This window comes from Arthrobacter sp. 'calajunan' (assembly GCF_046940185.1).
In the GTDB taxonomy this organism is placed as follows: domain Bacteria; phylum Actinomycetota; class Actinomycetes; order Actinomycetales; family Micrococcaceae; genus Glutamicibacter; species Glutamicibacter soli.
Map to the genome: position 1 here is coordinate 22,851 of NZ_JBKZDY010000010.1, position 15,815 is coordinate 38,665.

At 64.4% G+C, this 15,815-nt stretch carries 15 protein-coding genes; 12 read left to right on the top strand and 3 right to left on the bottom strand.

What is annotated here, in order from left to right; genetic code table 11:
* Positions 1 to 10 precede the first annotated feature (10 nt).
* A complete protein-coding gene (locus RF641_RS14555) occupies positions 11 to 478 on the bottom strand; it encodes a hypothetical protein (RefSeq protein ID WP_424573474.1) in 468 nt (155 codons plus the stop codon).
* Between the two features lie 190 nt (positions 479 to 668).
* Positions 669 to 1,250: an HdeD family acid-resistance protein gene (locus RF641_RS14560; protein ID WP_424573475.1), complete on the bottom strand. Its 582-nt coding sequence runs from the start codon at positions 1,248 to 1,250 to the stop codon at positions 669 to 671.
* A gap of 606 nt (positions 1,251 to 1,856) precedes the next feature.
* Here RF641_RS14560 and RF641_RS14565 point away from each other — a divergent pair.
* From RF641_RS14565 to RF641_RS14620, 12 genes are all read left to right on the top strand, one after another.
* The gene (locus RF641_RS14565) at positions 1,857 to 2,672 is read left to right on the top strand and encodes an IclR family transcriptional regulator (RefSeq protein ID WP_424573476.1); all 816 of its coding nucleotides are present in this window, start codon (positions 1,857 to 1,859) and stop codon (positions 2,670 to 2,672) included.
* Positions 2,673 to 2,808: 136 nt separating this feature from the next.
* A complete protein-coding gene (locus RF641_RS14570; RefSeq protein WP_424573477.1) occupies positions 2,809 to 4,110 on the top strand; it encodes a cytochrome P450 in 1,302 nt (433 codons plus the stop codon).
* 2 nt (positions 4,111 to 4,112) lie between these two features.
* On the top strand, positions 4,113 to 5,201 hold the full coding sequence (locus tag RF641_RS14575) for a PEP/pyruvate-binding domain-containing protein (RefSeq protein ID WP_424573478.1): 1,089 nt from the start codon (positions 4,113 to 4,115) through the stop codon (positions 5,199 to 5,201).
* Positions 5,202 to 5,287: 86 nt separating this feature from the next.
* Positions 5,288 to 7,153, top strand: a complete 1,866-nt coding sequence (locus RF641_RS14580) for a PEP-utilizing enzyme (RefSeq protein WP_424573479.1) — start codon at positions 5,288 to 5,290, stop codon at positions 7,151 to 7,153.
* A 137-nt stretch (positions 7,154 to 7,290) separates the two neighbouring features.
* Positions 7,291 to 8,037 carry an SDR family NAD(P)-dependent oxidoreductase gene (locus tag RF641_RS14585; protein ID WP_424573480.1) on the top strand — a complete coding sequence of 249 codons (747 nt, stop codon included), beginning with the start codon at positions 7,291 to 7,293 and terminating at the stop codon, positions 8,035 to 8,037.
* 36 nt (positions 8,038 to 8,073) lie between these two features.
* The gene (locus RF641_RS14590) at positions 8,074 to 8,394 is read left to right on the top strand and encodes a 2Fe-2S iron-sulfur cluster-binding protein (protein WP_424573481.1); all 321 of its coding nucleotides are present in this window, start codon (positions 8,074 to 8,076) and stop codon (positions 8,392 to 8,394) included.
* Between the two features lie 2 nt (positions 8,395 to 8,396).
* Positions 8,397 to 9,689, top strand: a complete 1,293-nt coding sequence (locus tag RF641_RS14595) for an NAD(P)/FAD-dependent oxidoreductase (RefSeq protein ID WP_424573482.1) — start codon at positions 8,397 to 8,399, stop codon at positions 9,687 to 9,689.
* A gap of 55 nt (positions 9,690 to 9,744) precedes the next feature.
* Complete coding sequence (locus RF641_RS14600; RefSeq protein ID WP_424573483.1) at positions 9,745 to 10,413, top strand: HD domain-containing protein; 669 nt, start codon at positions 9,745 to 9,747, stop codon at positions 10,411 to 10,413.
* Positions 10,410 to 11,912, top strand: a complete 1,503-nt coding sequence (locus RF641_RS14605; RefSeq protein WP_424573484.1) for an aldehyde dehydrogenase family protein — start codon at positions 10,410 to 10,412, stop codon at positions 11,910 to 11,912. Before RF641_RS14600 ends, RF641_RS14605 begins: the two co-directional genes overlap by 4 nt.
* 175 nt (positions 11,913 to 12,087) lie before the next feature.
* Positions 12,088 to 13,320: a glutaminase gene (locus RF641_RS14610; protein ID WP_424573485.1), complete on the top strand. Its 1,233-nt coding sequence runs from the start codon at positions 12,088 to 12,090 to the stop codon at positions 13,318 to 13,320.
* Positions 13,321 to 13,570: 250 nt separating this feature from the next.
* Positions 13,571 to 14,437 carry an excalibur calcium-binding domain-containing protein gene (locus RF641_RS14615; protein WP_424573486.1) on the top strand — a complete coding sequence of 289 codons (867 nt, stop codon included), beginning with the start codon at positions 13,571 to 13,573 and terminating at the stop codon, positions 14,435 to 14,437.
* Positions 14,438 to 14,706: 269 nt separating this feature from the next.
* Complete coding sequence (locus RF641_RS14620) at positions 14,707 to 15,249, top strand: HNH endonuclease family protein (protein WP_424573487.1); 543 nt, start codon at positions 14,707 to 14,709, stop codon at positions 15,247 to 15,249.
* Between the two features lie 104 nt (positions 15,250 to 15,353).
* On the opposite strand, the gene RF641_RS14625 is transcribed toward RF641_RS14620, so the two are convergent.
* Positions 15,354 to 15,749 carry a hypothetical protein gene (locus RF641_RS14625; RefSeq protein WP_047120335.1) on the bottom strand — a complete coding sequence of 132 codons (396 nt, stop codon included), beginning with the start codon at positions 15,747 to 15,749 and terminating at the stop codon, positions 15,354 to 15,356.
* Positions 15,750 to 15,815: the final 66 nt, after the last annotated feature.

Genomic DNA, 15,815 nt, shown 5'->3' on the forward strand with positions numbered 1-15,815 from the left:
CCTTCGGCAGCTATTTGGAGAAGGCCGGGGTTGTGGCCGCGCATTCCACACGTTCGCCGGGAGCCGAGGTTTCAGCAGCGATCTCCTTGACGCCGTCAAGCAGGATGCGGCAGGTGGCCGTGGCCTCTTTTCCCGGCATGGCGGAAATGGCCGCGTCCTTCTGCGCAGTCACAATGCTTTCAAGGCTCCAGACTGCGTTCTCCTTGGCATTAAGCGTCGTTTCCCCGGAGGGCAAGGTCAGTTCCGTACCGGCTTCGCCGCGTTTTTCCGATTCAAGGTACTTGATATCGGTGATCTTGCTGGCGTCTCCTCCGGAGACCGTAATTTCATAGGTCACCGCCCAGGAGTCCGAGGTCGCCTTGTCGAAATCCTCAACGGCGCCGCACCCGGCGGTTCCCAGGGCCAGCGCCATTGCGGCGCCGCCCAGAGCCAGTTTCTTGGCGAAAGATCCACGGATGGCGGTTGATGGTACAGGCATTCTTCGTGCTCCTCGGGCAGTGATGTCAGTGCGGTCGATGCGGTGCGGGCGTTTCCAGCCTACTGATCGCCGGCGTTCTTTGGTTCGCCCGAACGGGGTAGATCCGGACTGCTCCATCTCCACCCTGAGTCGTAGGCCTCGGTGCGCGGTGCACGGCCATTCCCGCCGGCAGACCCGGCCATTGCAGAATCTAGTTCTGGCCGATAATGACCACGTTGCCCTTGAAGCTGAAGGCTCGAAGGGCCTGGATCGCTCCCAGCACCATGAGCGAAATGCCGAGGATGAGCCACAGGATGGAAGCAAAGGTAAACGGTCCGAAGAGCACCAACACACCGGCAATCACGCAAAGCACTGCATAGCCGCCGCTGACCAGCCGGTTTGGCGATCGGCTCAAGGTTGTCAGCGCCACGACCCCTTCGGCCACCCAGACGATGCCGATCATGATGGCGACAAAACTTGCCAGCACCACGGTGCTGTTGTCCAAATCGGTGAAGGCCAGGATGCCCGCGGCCAGGAACATGGCACCCAATACACAGTTCAGAATGCGTTTCGGGGTGCTCTGGGTCCGCGAAAAAATTCCGATCCCCAAGTAGATTACGCCTGAGACCAGTGCGTAGAGCGCAACAATAGCGGTGATAATCGATGCGGTTTTCATGGGCGCAATCAGGATCAGGAGGCCCAAAACCAAGGCGACAATGCCGCTGATTCCGAAGGCGACCCTCACTCCGTTGCTGAAGGAATTTACCTGCGTAGTGATCTTCTGCTTGTTCATGCCGAATGCTCCAATGCTTGGCGTTTGGCTACTCTACGGTCTTGCGACCGGCTATGAATTCAGACGATGTCCGATAGTTATGGACCGGTCAGCGGCGATGGCATCGGCTGATGTTTGGAATGGCCATGATTCCCGAACAATCAACCACCTGAATCCAAGAAAAAATCGGACATGGAATTCAATCGGCTTTCCCGAAATCAGGTTCAACCTTTTCGATGACCATGAAAAACATTACATGACCAGAATTTTCTCCTCAGCCCGCGTTCGAATTTAGCGGATTTGTTAAGCGGCCAGGAAAATGCTTCCTCACACGTGCTTTGTGGATTCGTGTTTCATTTCCCCAGTTCGCGGCTCAGGCCCTTCCCACCTGCAGGTCTGGAATTCATGGCTGGCACTTGGCCGCCGCGCCGCCAGTGATCCCGCAGCGCTCCGCGCCACATTCATTTGATCCGCAGGTAACCAAGGTGCCATGGCCTGCCCAGCAATCCTGCTGCATGCTGCGCAGACCGAATTCCGGGATGTCGCGTCCGCGACAGGACAGGTATTCTGAGTTGTCGCCGTCGGGTTGGCCCGACCCCGATTCACTACCATTGCCTCGGAGGATCCATGGCCGGAGGAAGCTCACAACCGGGACGCAGCGTCACGTCCAAGATCTTGGCGATTCTCTCCGCCTTCGAAACCACTCGCAGGTCCTTGAACCTGACCGAAATCTCCAAGTCGGCAGATCTTCCGCTGTCCACCACGCACCGCCTGGTCGGCGAGCTGGTCGACGCCGGAATCCTCAGCCGCACCGGCAACGGCGGCGTCCAGCTGGGCCTGCGGCTGTGGGCCATCGCCCAGAACACCGGCCGGCAACTGCGCGATACCGCGCGCCCTTTCGTCCAGGACCTGTTCTCCCTGACCGGGGAAACCAGCCAGCTGGCCATCCGGGACGGAAACATGGCGCTGTACATCGACCGCGTCTACGGCAGCAAGAGGGTTGCCCGGGTCTCCCGGGTCGGCGGGCGTCTGCCGCTGCACGCCACCGCGGTGGGCAAGGCCATCCTGGCGTTTTCCGAGGACTGGGTCATGGACGCCTACCTCGCCCAGCCGCTGGAACCCATGACCGCGCACACCCGGAGCAACCCCGTGCAGCTGCGCAATGAGCTGAGCCGGGCACGCCACAACGGCTACGCGATCACCCGCGAAGAGGTGCGGCTGGGAACCTGTTCAATCGCCGTTCCGGTCTACCACACCGGCCGGTTGGGCTGCTCCATCGGGTTGGTCATTCCCACCTCGCACGCCGCGAACATGGAACGCCACCTGCCCGTGCTCTATGGAATCTCCAAACGAATTGAGGCCGCCACCTCGCATATTCCACTGGAGACCCTTCTGGGAATCATTTCCGGGCCTGACATGAACGTGCCCGGAAGTGAGGGCTGAACATCTCGAAAAACTAGGCTTCCACTGAGTGGAAGGGATTGCTTCCCTTCCGACTGTGCCATGGACAACACTGGGTGTCGATCAATGTTGCACGGGTCACACCGTGACTCGTCGACTTCCCCAAGGAGCAGATTCCATGACCAGCACCCCAGCCGTCTCCGGCGGATGCCCAATGGGTTTCGGAGCAGAAGCCCCGGCAGACCACCACGGGTACGAGCCGTTCGCAATGAAGAACCCCTTCCCTGCGTACGCCAAGATGCGCAGCGAACAGCCGGTGATGTTTGACGAACGCACCGGGCTGTATGTCATCACCCGCTATGACGACGTGAAGTCGGTTTTCGAAGATTGGGAGACCTTCTCCTCCGAGAACGCCCAGGCCCCGGTGCGCAAGCGCGGACCGCAGGCCACCGCCATCATGACCGAGGGCGGATTCACCACCTATTCGGGCCTGTCCGCCCGCCGTCCGCCGGAGCACACCCGCATCCGCGCCGTGGCGCAGAAGGCTTTCACCCCGCGCCGTTTCAAGGCCCTGGAACCGATGATCCGGCAGAACGTCAAGGACTCCATTTCCGCCATGACCACCAAGGGCACCAGACACGCGGATATCATGGCCGAGCTGGCCTACTCACTGCCGACCATCACCATCCTCACCCTGATCGGCGAAGACGTGACAATGGTCGACACCTATAAGCGCTGGAGCGACTCCCGCGCTGCCATGACCTGGGGAGACCTCAGTGACGAGGAGCAGATCCCCCACGCGCACAACCTGGTCGAGTACTGGAACCGCTGCCAGGCCCAGGTGGCCCAGGCCCACGCCGCCGGCGGCGACAGCCTCACCGCGGACCTGGTCCAGGCCCAGAAGGACGGCGCTGACATCACCGACCACGAGATCGCCTCGCTGCTCTACTCGCTGCTCTTCGCAGGCCATGAAACCACCACCACGCTGATCTCCAACTGCGTGCGCGTGCTACTGGAGCACCGCGAAGCATGGGAAGCCGTCGTGGCGGATCCCAAGCAGATCCCCAAGGCCATCGACGAGGTGCTACGCTACTCGGGCTCCATCGTGGGATGGCGCCGCAAGGCGCTGGCGGACACGGAGGTGGGCGGCGTGCAGATCCCGCAGGGTGCGGAACTGCTGCTGCTCATGGGCTCGGCCAACCGCGACGAATCCCGCTTCGAGAACGGCGAGGACTTCGACATCACCCGGCCCAACGCCCGCGACCACCTGTCCTTCGGCTTCGGCATCCACTACTGCCTGGGCAACATGCTGGCCAAGCTCCAAGCCAAAATCGCGCTGGAGGAACTGGCCGCCGCGCTGCCGAACCTTGAACTGGTCGACGGCGGTGCCATCACCTTCCGGAAGAACCTGTCCTTCCGCGTTCCCGACTTCGTCAACGTCGAGCTGAATGCCGACTCCACTTCCCGATCTGAGGCTTAACGATGAGCAACAACGACTTCATTGAATTCTTCGACGGCGGCAAGGAACCCACCTTGGACAGCCTGGGCGGCAAGGGCGCCTCGCTGGTCACCATGACCGCCGCCGGCATGCCGGTCCCTCCCGGATTCGTGGTGAACACCGCCGCCTTCCGCGCCTTCATGGGCACTGGGCTGGAAGACAGCATCAAAGCCCAGCTGGACGGCCTGGACCCGGAGGACATCGCCGCGGTGGACGCCGCCAGCGCCGCCATCCGCGAGCTGATCACTTCCCGCCCGGTTCCCGCCGACCTGCGCGAGGTCACCCAGGCGGCGTACGACGCCTTGCAGGCCCGCTTCGAGTCCGAGGCCCCGCTGGCCGTGCGCTCCTCCGCCACCGCCGAGGACCTGCCCGATGCTTCCTTCGCCGGACAGCAGGACACCTACCTGTGGCTGTCCGGGTTCGATTCGGTCGGCGAGCACATCCGCGCCTGCTGGGCCTCGCTGTACACCAGCCGCGCCATCCTCTACCGGATGAAGAACAACATCCCGGATGACGGGCTGTGCATGGCCGTGGTGGTGCAGAAGATGGTCAACGCCAAGACCGCCGGCGTGGCCATGACCCTGGATCCCACCAATGGCGACCGCTCCAAGATCACCGTGGACGCCTCCTGGGGCGTGGGCGAGATGGTGGTCTCCGGAACCGTCACGCCGGACAACATCCAGCTGGACAAGGTCACCCTGGCGGTAATCACCGAGCACATCGGCGACAAGCATGCCGAAATGATCCCCGACCCGGCCACCAACACCCTGGTGGAAAGGGATGTCCCGGAAGAGCGCCGCACGGTGCGCTGCCTGAGCAACGATGAGCTGTCCGCCGTGGCCCAGCTGGCCAAGCGGGCGGAGAAGCATTACAAGTCTCCGCAGGACATCGAGTGGGCCATCGACGCCGACCTGCCCGACGGGGAGAACCTGCTGCTGCTCCAGGCCCGCCCGGAAACCGTGCACTCCTCCAAGCCCGCGGCGCCCAAGGCCTCCGCCGGAGGCTACGCCTCCTCGCTGGGATTCGGCGGCGTCTCCTCGATCACCGCCTCCCTGTCGAAGATCGTCAGCTGACCCACGTATCCACGCTGTTTCCACGCTCCACCCCACACCTCGGCCACTCGCAAAGTGCCGAACCTTCTGAGAAAGGGTGCACGACCATGACAATGAAGTCCTTCCCCAAGCCATCCGACCTGCCGGTGCCCGCCGGCGCCGAAGGATGGGAAGAGATCTATCCCTACTACCTGGTGTTCCAGGACGCACTGAAGGAGCAGGAAGACGCCAAGTTCTGGTTCTGCGATTCGCAGCACTGGCCCACCGTCTTCAAGCCCTTCGAAACCATCGGCGGCGAATTCGCCGTGAAGTGCCTGGGCCAGTACAACGCCCGGCACCTGATGATCCCCAACGCCAACGGCATCGACTTCCGCATCCACCTGGGCTACCTGTACATGTCGCCCATCCCGGTCCCGGAAGAGCAGATCGCCGCCCGCGTGCCGGACTTCGAGGCGCGCATCGGCCACTACTTCGCCAACTGGGAGACCAAGCTGGCCAACTGGCATGTGAAGGTCAAGGGCACCATTGCGGAGATGGAGACGCTGTCCTTCGCACCGCTGCCCGAGAAGGTCCCCTTCGAGGACATCGAGAACGGCGTGGGCAAGGACGGCTCGGAAGTCCTGCTGGAGAACTACGACCGGCTGATCCAGCTGGCCTACCAGAACTGGCAGTACCACTTCGAGTTCCTGAACCTGGGCTACATCGCCTACCTGGATTTCTTCAACTTCTGCAAGGAAGTTTTCCCGAACATCCCGGACCAGTCCATCGCCACCATGGTGCAGGGCGTGGACATGGAGCTCTTCCGCCCGGACGACGAGCTCAAGGCGCTGGCGCTGCTGGCCATCGAGCTGGATCTGGACGAGCACTTCGCCAACACCGACGACCCGGCCGCCACCTTGGCATCCATCACCGCGGCCGCCGGCGGCGAGCGCTGGATGGCCCAGTGGGAGCAGGCCCAGGACCCGTGGTTCAACTTCACCATCGGCAACGGCTTCTACGCGCACGACAAGTACTGGAACGTGCACCAGGAGATTCCGCTGGGCTTCATCGCGGACTACATCCGCCGGGCCCGCAGCGGGGCGCAGATCCTGCGCCCCACGCAGAAGCTCATCGCGGAGAAGGAACGCATCGTGGAGGAGTACCGCGAGCTGCTGGATCCGGAGGTCGCCGCGGTCTTCGACGCCAAGCGCACGCTGGCGGCCACCGCCTACCCGTACGTGGAGAACCACAACTTCTACATCGAGCACTGGACCATGGGCGTCTTCTGGCGCAAGGTCCGCGAGCTCGGGCGCATGCTCAGCGACGCCGGGCTCTTCGCCGAGGCCGAGGACATGCTCTACCTGAACCGCAACGAGGTCCGCGACGTGCTCTTCGACCTGGTCACCAGCTGGGGCGTCGGCTCCGGCACCCCGATCGGCGCGGTGGTGCTCCCGGAGAAGATCGCCCACCGCAAGGGCATCGTGGACGCGCTGAAAACCGCCCGACCGGCCCCGGCGCTGAACACCCCGCCGCAGTCGATCACCGAACCGTTCACCCGTATGCTCTGGGGCATCACCACCGAACAGGTGCAGCAGTGGCTGGGCGCGGACGAGACCCAGGACGGCAGCACGCTCAAGGGCATGGCGGCCTCCCCCGGCCAGGTCGAGGGCCCGGCCCGCGTCATCATGCACGCGGACGAGCTCACGCAGGTGCAACCCGGCGAAATCCTGGTGGCTCCGGTCACCGCGCCGAGCTGGGGCCCGATCTTCGGCAAGATCAAGGCCACCGTCACGGATATCGGCGGCATGATGTCCCACGCGGCCATCGTCTGCCGCGAATACGACCTGCCGGCGGTCACCGGCACCGGCAGCGCCTCCACCACCATCAAGACCGGAGACCTGCTGCGGGTTGACGGCACCAAGGGCACCGTGGAAATCCTGGGCGCCGAGCCGGCCCTGACTGGGCCGGGAGCCCACAGCCACTCGCACGCCTGATCCCCGGGCGCCGCAGACCGGTTCCGGAGGTTCCCCCAAGCTTCCGGAACCGCAAGGGTGCCGGCCGGTTCCTTTCCCCCGATCCCCGGCCGGCACCCGCAACACCACAGTTCTCCACCATTTGAAAGGCACATTCCATGAACAGCTCTCCTACGGTGCTCATCACCGGCGCCGCCGGCGGCCTGGGACGGGCCTTCGCCCTGGGCTTCGCGGCCCGCGGCTACGCCATCGCCGCCGCTGACATCGACGCGGCCGGCACACAGGAAACGGTCCGCCTGGTGCGCCAGGCCGGAGCCGAGGCGGCGGCCTTCACGGTGGATGTCACCGACACCGCATCCACCGACGCGCTGGCCAAGGACGCGGCGGAGTTCGCCGGCGGCGGCATCGCGGTGCTGATCAACAACGCCGCCATCTACGCCACCGTCACCCGCACCCCGTTCGAGGAGATCAACCCGGACGAGTGGGACAAGGTCATGAATGTGAACCTCAAGGGCCCGTGGATGGTTTCCCGCGCCGTCTCCCCCTTTCTTGGAGCGGGCTCCCGGGTCATCAACCTGGCCAGCGCCACCGTCTACTCCGGCTCCGAGCAGTGGGCCCACTACGTGGCCTCCAAGGGCGGGGTCATTGCGCTGACCCGCGTCATGGCCAAGGAGCTGGGACGCCGGGAAATCACCGTGAACACCATCGCCCCGGGCTTCACGCTGACCGAGGCCAGCCTGGGGCTCATGGAGAACGCCTCCAGCTACGGGGTGGACCGCGGGGCGCTCAAGCGCGCCAGCCAGCCGGAGGACATCGTGGGCGCCGCGCTGTTCCTGGCCGGCGAGGACTCCTCGTTCATCACCGGTCAGACGCTCGTCGTCGACGGCGGACGCCAGTTCATCTAACCCAGCTTTACGCCTAACCGTTCAGGAGGAACCATCATGGCGACTATCAACTTCACCGACTTCGAAGGCCAGACCCGCACCGTGGACGCCGCCGCCGGCGACTCCGTCATGGAAACGGCGGTCCGCAACGGCGTGGCCGGGATCGTGGGCGAATGCGGCGGCTCCCTGTCCTGCGCCACCTGCCACGTGTTCGTGGCCCCGGAAGACTTCGAGTCGCTGGATCCGATGGGCGAGATGGAAGACGAGATGCTCTACGGCACCGCCGTGGACCGCGAGGAGAATTCCCGCCTTTCCTGCCAAATCAAGATGTGCGAGGGCCAGAACCTCAACGTCGCCACCCCGGAAACCCAGATCTAGCCATGAACACCGCAACACTCCCCTCCACCGGCGGCGCCCCGGCCCCCGCGGCGGGCACCGCCACCGGGCTGCTGATCATCGGCGCCTCGCAGTCCGGGGTCCAGCTGGCCATCTCGCTGCGCGCCCTGGGCTACACCGGGCACATCACGCTGCTCGGGGACGAGGACCACCGCCCCTACCAGCGCCCGGCGCTGTCCAAGGAATTCCTGCAAGACAAGGTGGGCAGCGAATCGCTGATCTTCCGCTCCAACGACTACTGGGTGGAGCACAATATCACCCTGGTCAAGGGCGAACGCATCGAAGACATCGACTCCAACCCGGACGGCTCCGGTGTGGCCACCGGCCGCAGCGGGGCGCGGTACCCCTACACCCGGCTGGCGCTGACCGTCGGTGCCCGGCCGCGCCGCTTCGAGGTCCCGGGCAGCGAACTGGACGGCGTGGTCTACCTGCGCAACGCCGACGATGCGCTGAAGCTCAAGGAGCTGGCCCCGGAAGCCACCGACGTGGTGGTGATCGGCGGCGGGTTCATCGGCCTCGAGGCGGCCAGCTCGCTGCAGGCCATGGGCAAGAAGGTCACCGTCATCGAATACGGCCCGCGCCTGGTGGGCCGCGCGGTCGGCGAGGACACCAGCGCCTACTTCCTTGAACAGCACCGCGCCCGCGGTCTGGACATCCACCTGAATGCCAGGGTCGTGCGCATCGCAGGAGACGGCGCGGTCCGCGCGGTCCACCTGGAATCCGGGGAAATCATCCCAGCGCAGATCGTGCTGGTGGGCATCGGGGTCATCCCCAACACGCAGCTGGGCGAGCAGCTGGGACTCGAGGTCGACAACGGCATCGTGGTCGACGAGGCGGCCATCGCCTCCGACGGGCACACCCTGGTGGTCGGGGACGTGGCGAACATGCCCAACCCGGTCCCCGGCGCCCCGGACGGCGAGCGCATCCGGCTGGAATCCGTGAACAACGCGGTGGAGCACGCCAAGGTCGCCGCCTACGCCCTGATGGGCCAGCGCGAAGCCTATGCCGGCATCCCGTGGTTCTGGTCCAACCAGGCTGACATGAAGCTGCAGATCGCCGGCCTGTCCATGGGCTTCGATTCAACGGTCAAGCGCGAGGTCCCGGAGAAGGGCAAGTTCACCGTGCTGTACTACCGCGGCGGGCAGGTCATCGCCGCGGACTGCGTGAACGCGCCGCTGGACTTCATGGCAGTGAAGCAGGCCCTGGCCGCCGGGAAGAACATCGACCCGGCCGCGGCCGCCGACCCCGGCACCATGCTCAAGACGCTGATTGCCTGACACTTGTTTTCCCCACAACGCCGATTTCCCACGACTTGATAGGCCTGAGGACACCATGACAACCCTGAACGACGCCCGGCCGCTGCCGGCCACCGGCACCATCAACACCAGCCCCATCTCCCTGGAAGTACACGCGGACGGCGAGCTGGAGGCCCTGTGGGCGGCGGTGGTCCCGGAGACCCGCGCCCGCGGCAACGACATCCACCTGCCCATCTCGCTGTCCTTCGCCCGCCGGCTGTGCGACGCCTACCCGGAGGCCGACCGCACCTTGGTGCTGGTCTCCACGCTGCTGCACGACACCGGCTGGGCTCACGTGGACCAGGAGAAGATCATCTCCGACGGCTTCCGCGGGGACTGGCGCAAGGCGGACATCCGCTACGAGCACGAGCGCGAGGGCTGCTTGGTGGCCCGCCGCGTGCTGCCCCCGCTGGGCTACGCTGCGCAATTCATCGACGAGGTCTGCAAGATCATCGACGGGCACGACACCCGCCCCCACGCCTACACTCTGGAGGACGCGCTGATGCGCGATGCCGACAGGCTCTGGCGCTTCGACCACGCGGGCATCGCACTGGCCTCGGGCTGGTTCGGGCAGGACCCGGCCGCCTACACCGACCGGCTGGAAACCGAGATCATCCCGGAGCTGATCACGCAGGCCGCCGTGGACATGGCCACCGCGGATCTGGCCCGTTCCCGCGCTCTGCTGCGCACGGCGGTGCTGCGATGAGCACGCGGGCAGGCGCCGCGGCCCGGCGCCAGGAACTCCTATTGCCCTACCGCCACGTGGACACGCACTTCATCGACGGCGGGTGGACCGCCTCGCAGGGCACCCGCCGCATCGAGGTCACCGACCCGGCCACCGGCGCCGTCTGGGGTTCGGTCCCGGCCGGCACCAGCCAGGACGTGGACAGCGCGGTCCGCGCGGCCCACCACGCGCTGCATTCATCCCCGTGGAAGAACACCACACCCTCCGAGCGGGCGGCATTGCTGCTGCGCATCGCGCATCAGATCGAAAACCGGGCCGGTGAACTGTCGTTGACCAATACGCTGGAGAACGGCTCGCCGGTCTCCGAGACCGGCGGGGCCGCCGCCAACGCCGCCGGCATCTTCCGCTACTTCGCATCCCTGGCACCGCTGCTGGAGCAGGAGGACCTGCGCCCGTTCCCCAACGGCGCCGGCGAAACGCTGGTCCGCCGCGACCCGGTGGGTGTCTGCGCGCTGATTGCCCCGTGGAATTTCCCGATCAACCTGATGGTCATCAAGCTGGCCCCGGCATTGCTGGCGGGCTGCACCGTGGTCATGAAGCCTGCCTCCCCCACCCCGCTGTCCTTCCGCATCATCATGGATGCGCTGGATGCCGCCGGGGTACCTGCAGGCGTGGCCAACCTGGTCACCGGTCCGGGGCGGCTGGGCGATGAGCTGGTGCGCCACCCGCTGGTCTCCAAGGTGGCGTTCACCGGGTCCACCCCGGTGGGCCGCAAAATCGCCGCGGCCTGCGGCGAGCTGCTGCGCCCGGTCACCCTGGAACTGGGCGGCAAGTCCAGCGCGCTGGTGCTGCCGGATGCGGACCTAGACCTGTTGGGTTCGAGGCTGATCCGTTCCTGCATGCGCAACACCGGACAGACCTGCTACATCTCCACCCGCATCCTGGCCCCGGCTGAACGCTACGACGAGGTGGTGGACGTGGTGGCCGCGACCATCGCTTCCGCGCCGCAGGGCGACCCGTTGGATCCCGCCACGGTCTTCGGTCCTTCGGCCAACCGCAGCCAGTACCAGACGGTGCTCGGCTACTTGGAGGCAGGTCACGCCGAAGGTGCCCGCGCGGTCACCGGCGGCGCCACGGCGCAGCTGGACGGGGACCTGGCTGACGGGTTCTTCATCCAGCCCACGGTCTTCGCTGACGTCACCCCGGACATGACCATTTCGCGCGAGGAAATCTTCGGCCCGGTCATCACAGTGCTGAAGTACTCCTCCGAGGACGAGGCGGTGTCACTGGCCAACAACACCGAATTCGGCTTGGGTGGCCTGGTCTTCGGCGCGGACGAGGAGCGTGCCCTGTCGGTGGCCGAACGCATGGACACCGGCAGCGTCGGGGTGAACTTCTTCGCCTCCAACCATGCAGCCCCCTTCGGCGGACGCCATGATTCGGGGCTCGGCACCGAGTACGGGCCGGAAGGCCTGGCTGCGTACTTGAGCTATAAATCGATCCACCGCCAGGCGGGGTAGGCGAAGCAACATGCCTGAAGGCGTCCATCCGGAGTTGTGGCCGGATGGACGCCTTCGTCATGTCCCGCTGTACAGACCTGCGCGCGAACGCCTAGGTTGGAAGTGCGAGCCAATAATCGTCCGGCAGGGCGCCAACGCACCAGTGACGTGGAACAACAGCGACGAGGAACAATCCATGAAAACCCCGATTCCTGACTACCTCGACGAGGTGCTCGACAGCCTCCGGAACGACACCAGCGGAAACACCGCCCAGTACATTCCCGAACTGGCGCAGGCCAACCCGGATCTCTTCGCCCTCTCTGTCACCACGGCTACCGGAAGCACCTATTCCGCCGGGGACCACCTCGAAGAATTCACCATTCAATCCATCTCCAAGCCGTTCGCCTACGCGGCGGCCATCATGGACCGGGGCCTGGACAGGGTGCTGCGGTCCGTCGGGGTCGAAGCCTCGGGCGAGGCCTTCAACGAACTGTCACTGGAAGAAGGGACCCACCGGCCGAAGAACCCGATGATCAATGCCGGGGCCATCATGACCCACGGTCTGCTGGTCGCAGAGGATGCCAGCACCGAGGCCCGCGTGGCCCGCGTGCTGGAACTGTTCTCCCAGATGGCCGGACGCGAACTGCGCATCGACGAGAGCGTGTACGCCTCGGAAATGGAGACGGCTGACCGCAACCTCGCCACGGCCCATATGCTGCGCAGCTACGGGATTCTCGGCACCGACGCGCATGAGGTGGTCTCGGGATACACCCGCCAGTGCTCCATCTTGGTCACCGTAGAGGACCTGTCGCTCATGTCGGCAACACTGGCCAACGGCGGCGTGCAGCCACGCACCCGCGAAAGGGTGCTGAGCGAGGGCATCGCCCAGCAGGTCATGTCGGTCATGGCGGTGGCCGGCATGTACGACGGGGCCGGCGATTGGCTCACCCGGGTGGGAATCCCCGCCAAGAGCGGCGTGGCCGGAGGACTGGTCGGGGTGCTTCCGGACCAGGTGGGCATCGGAGCGTTCTCGCCACGGCTCGACGCCCACGGCAACAGCCAGCGCGCGGGCCGGGCCTTCGAGCGGCTGTCCACCGACATGGGCCTGCACCTGTTCGCACCCAGCAGCGGCCAGCTGGACGTGGTGGACGTCCATCAGGAAGCCGCCCGCGAGATCTTTGTCCTGCAGGGCAACGTGCAGTTCACCGCCGCCTCCGAACTGCTGGATTTGATGGCGGCCTCCACCTCGCGCACCGCGGTGCTGGTGGATATCTCCCGGGTCTATTCCTTCACCACGGTGGCCCGCCGGATGGCCTTGGAAGGACTGCGCCGGCTGCGCCTGGATGGACGCAGGGTGTTCCTCAACGACCCGCTGCAGGTTCTGGCCAATCCGGACCTCGGCGACGGGACCTACCCGGAAACCCCCTGAACAGGCAAAACGCGCGGCCTTGTTCCGGCGTTCATCCAGCCGCGAACCGGTTCGAAAATTAGCCATCCAATCGCTCTGGACTGATGCAAACCTGGGGAGCGGTTAGCCCGGCACTGATCATAGTCTCATCGCATGTTTTTGAGTATCAATTTCAAGTCGTTACATCCTTACGAAGGACGCGAATTGCCTTTATCGGTGCGGAACCACAGAATTATCTTCGGTATTCATTCGCACGTTTGAGGAATTTAGTATGTCTGAACTTGGGTCACCCTTTTCACCCGGCAATTCTGAGCCGCCGAAAAAGCCGGGCCGCAAAGTATGGTGGATCATTCTAGGGGTTTTTGCAGTACTCGTCGCACTGCTTTTCCTAATCCCTGAGCTGTTCGCAATCATTGCCTTCGTAGGCCTGATTCTAGGAATTATCGGACTCGTAAAGGGACGCGTCCCTTGGCTCGGCATGCAAGGAAAAGGCAAGGCCGGCGGGCTCACTGCCGCGATGGTAGTCCTGATGGCCATCACGGGCGCAATCATGGGCCCGGCAGAGACCGCGCCCACGGTCGCGTCACAGCCACCCTCGCCAATTGTGACAAGCAGCGAGTCGCCCACCCCTTCCCAGTCAGAGTCCCCTTCACCCACGGCCATTGCAGACTTCGTTGGTGAGGAATGCGACGGCGACGAGCTCGTCATGGAACAGGGAGCCGACAAGCTCTACTGCGACGGAAACGCGTCGAAGGTCTTCGTTTGGACTACTCAGGACGATCACGACAAGGCGATCCTTGCCGCCAAGAAGGCCGAAGAAAAGAAGGTTGCCGAGGCGAAAGCCGCGGCTGAGAAAAAAGAAGCCGATGCCAAGGCCGCTGCGGAGAAGAAAGCAGCAGAAAAAGCCGAAGCCGAGAAAAAGGCAGCAGCTGAGAAAAAGGCTGCCGACAAGAAAGCCGCGCAGGAAAAAGCAGAACGTGAGGCCTACACTCCCCCACCGGCCAAGGCTCCAAGCAGCACATACTACGCCAACTGCAGCGCCGTTAAGGCAGCCGGGGCCGCACCGATTTACAGTGGTGACCCAGGTTATTCGCGCAAGCTCGACCGTGATGGGGACGGCGTAGCGTGCGAAAACTAAACAACGCCGCGGTAGCCGGGCTAGCTGCCCTGGCACTGCTGCTTTCTGGATGCGGTGCCACGCCGGCAACTACCCAGGCTGCAGAGCCTACGGCGACAGCGATGCCGTCGGCGCCTCCCATCGTGATCCGGTCGGAAGCTCCGCCGATCACTATCACGACCGAGTCGCCGACGGCTACGGCCACCATGCCAGCGGCAACCGAACAACCTTCTTCGACACCAAGCGCAGAATCCAAAAGCCCTTCAACAGGCGGGACAACGGCCAGTACGATGCTCGAAGAAATCCCCATCAAGGGGCGCGCCCCGAAAACAGGGTACGAGCGCAGCATGTTCGGCAGCGGTTGGGGCGACACCGACCACAATGGTTGCGACACTCGAAATGACATCCTGAACCGGGACTTGACGGTGACATCGCACAAGGCCGGCACCCGGGATTGCGTCGTGCTGACTGGTTCCCTGGATGATCCTTACACCGGGGAGACCATCGAATTCCAGCGAGGCCAAGGCACGAGCAACGATGTGCAGATTGACCATGTTGTGGCGCTCTCAGATGCATGGCAAAAGGGAGCTCAGAAGCTTTCTGCTGAGCAGCGTCTCGAGTTCGCGAACGACCCCCTCAATTTGCTGGCGGTTGACGGCCCCACCAACGGGTCCAAGGGAGATGGAGACGCGGCTACATGGCTTCCCCCTAACAAGGGCTTCTGGTGCGACTATGTGACGCGTCAGATCGAAGTCAAGCACAAATACGATCTTTGGATGACGAAGGCTGAGGCTGAGTCCAGCCGCACCGTTTTAGAAGAGCGCTGCGTCTAGGCTAGCCAAGATTGAAACTGGCCGACTATGCGACGTCGCGATCCACGAGCAAGGCCCGGGCGAGGAATTTACGATTCCTCGCCCGGGCCTTGCAGTTCCTAGAGCTAGTTGATTTCGCCGAAGGTGACTACCGGCGTGTAGCCATCGAGGTCAATCGCGTCCGGAACAATGACGAGCTTGACCTGCTCGGCGGTTTCCTCCGGGCTGGTCTGCACGAAGTCCTTGCGGAGCGTGTAGGCCTCGACCCCAAAGCTGGGGAGGCGGTCTCCGTACACGTGGAGCCTGTACCGGTCGAATGCTTCCAGTGCTTCTTCGGTCGAGTTGGCTCCGATGGCGCGGATAGTGCCTCCGTCGGTTTCGCTGATGACAATCCCGAGGATTGCGGGTGCAGAGCCGGCTGTGCGGCAGTTGTCGAGCCCGGTGCCGGTGCGGACGTAGAGGTTGAATGCGGTGGTGTCGTGCTGGATCTTGCTGTTGCAGTTGCTGCAGAGTGCGAACACGATCTGCCCTTTCCCTAGGGGTGGCCTGTGGTGGCCATGGATGACCGGAAGGATTTTCGTCTACTA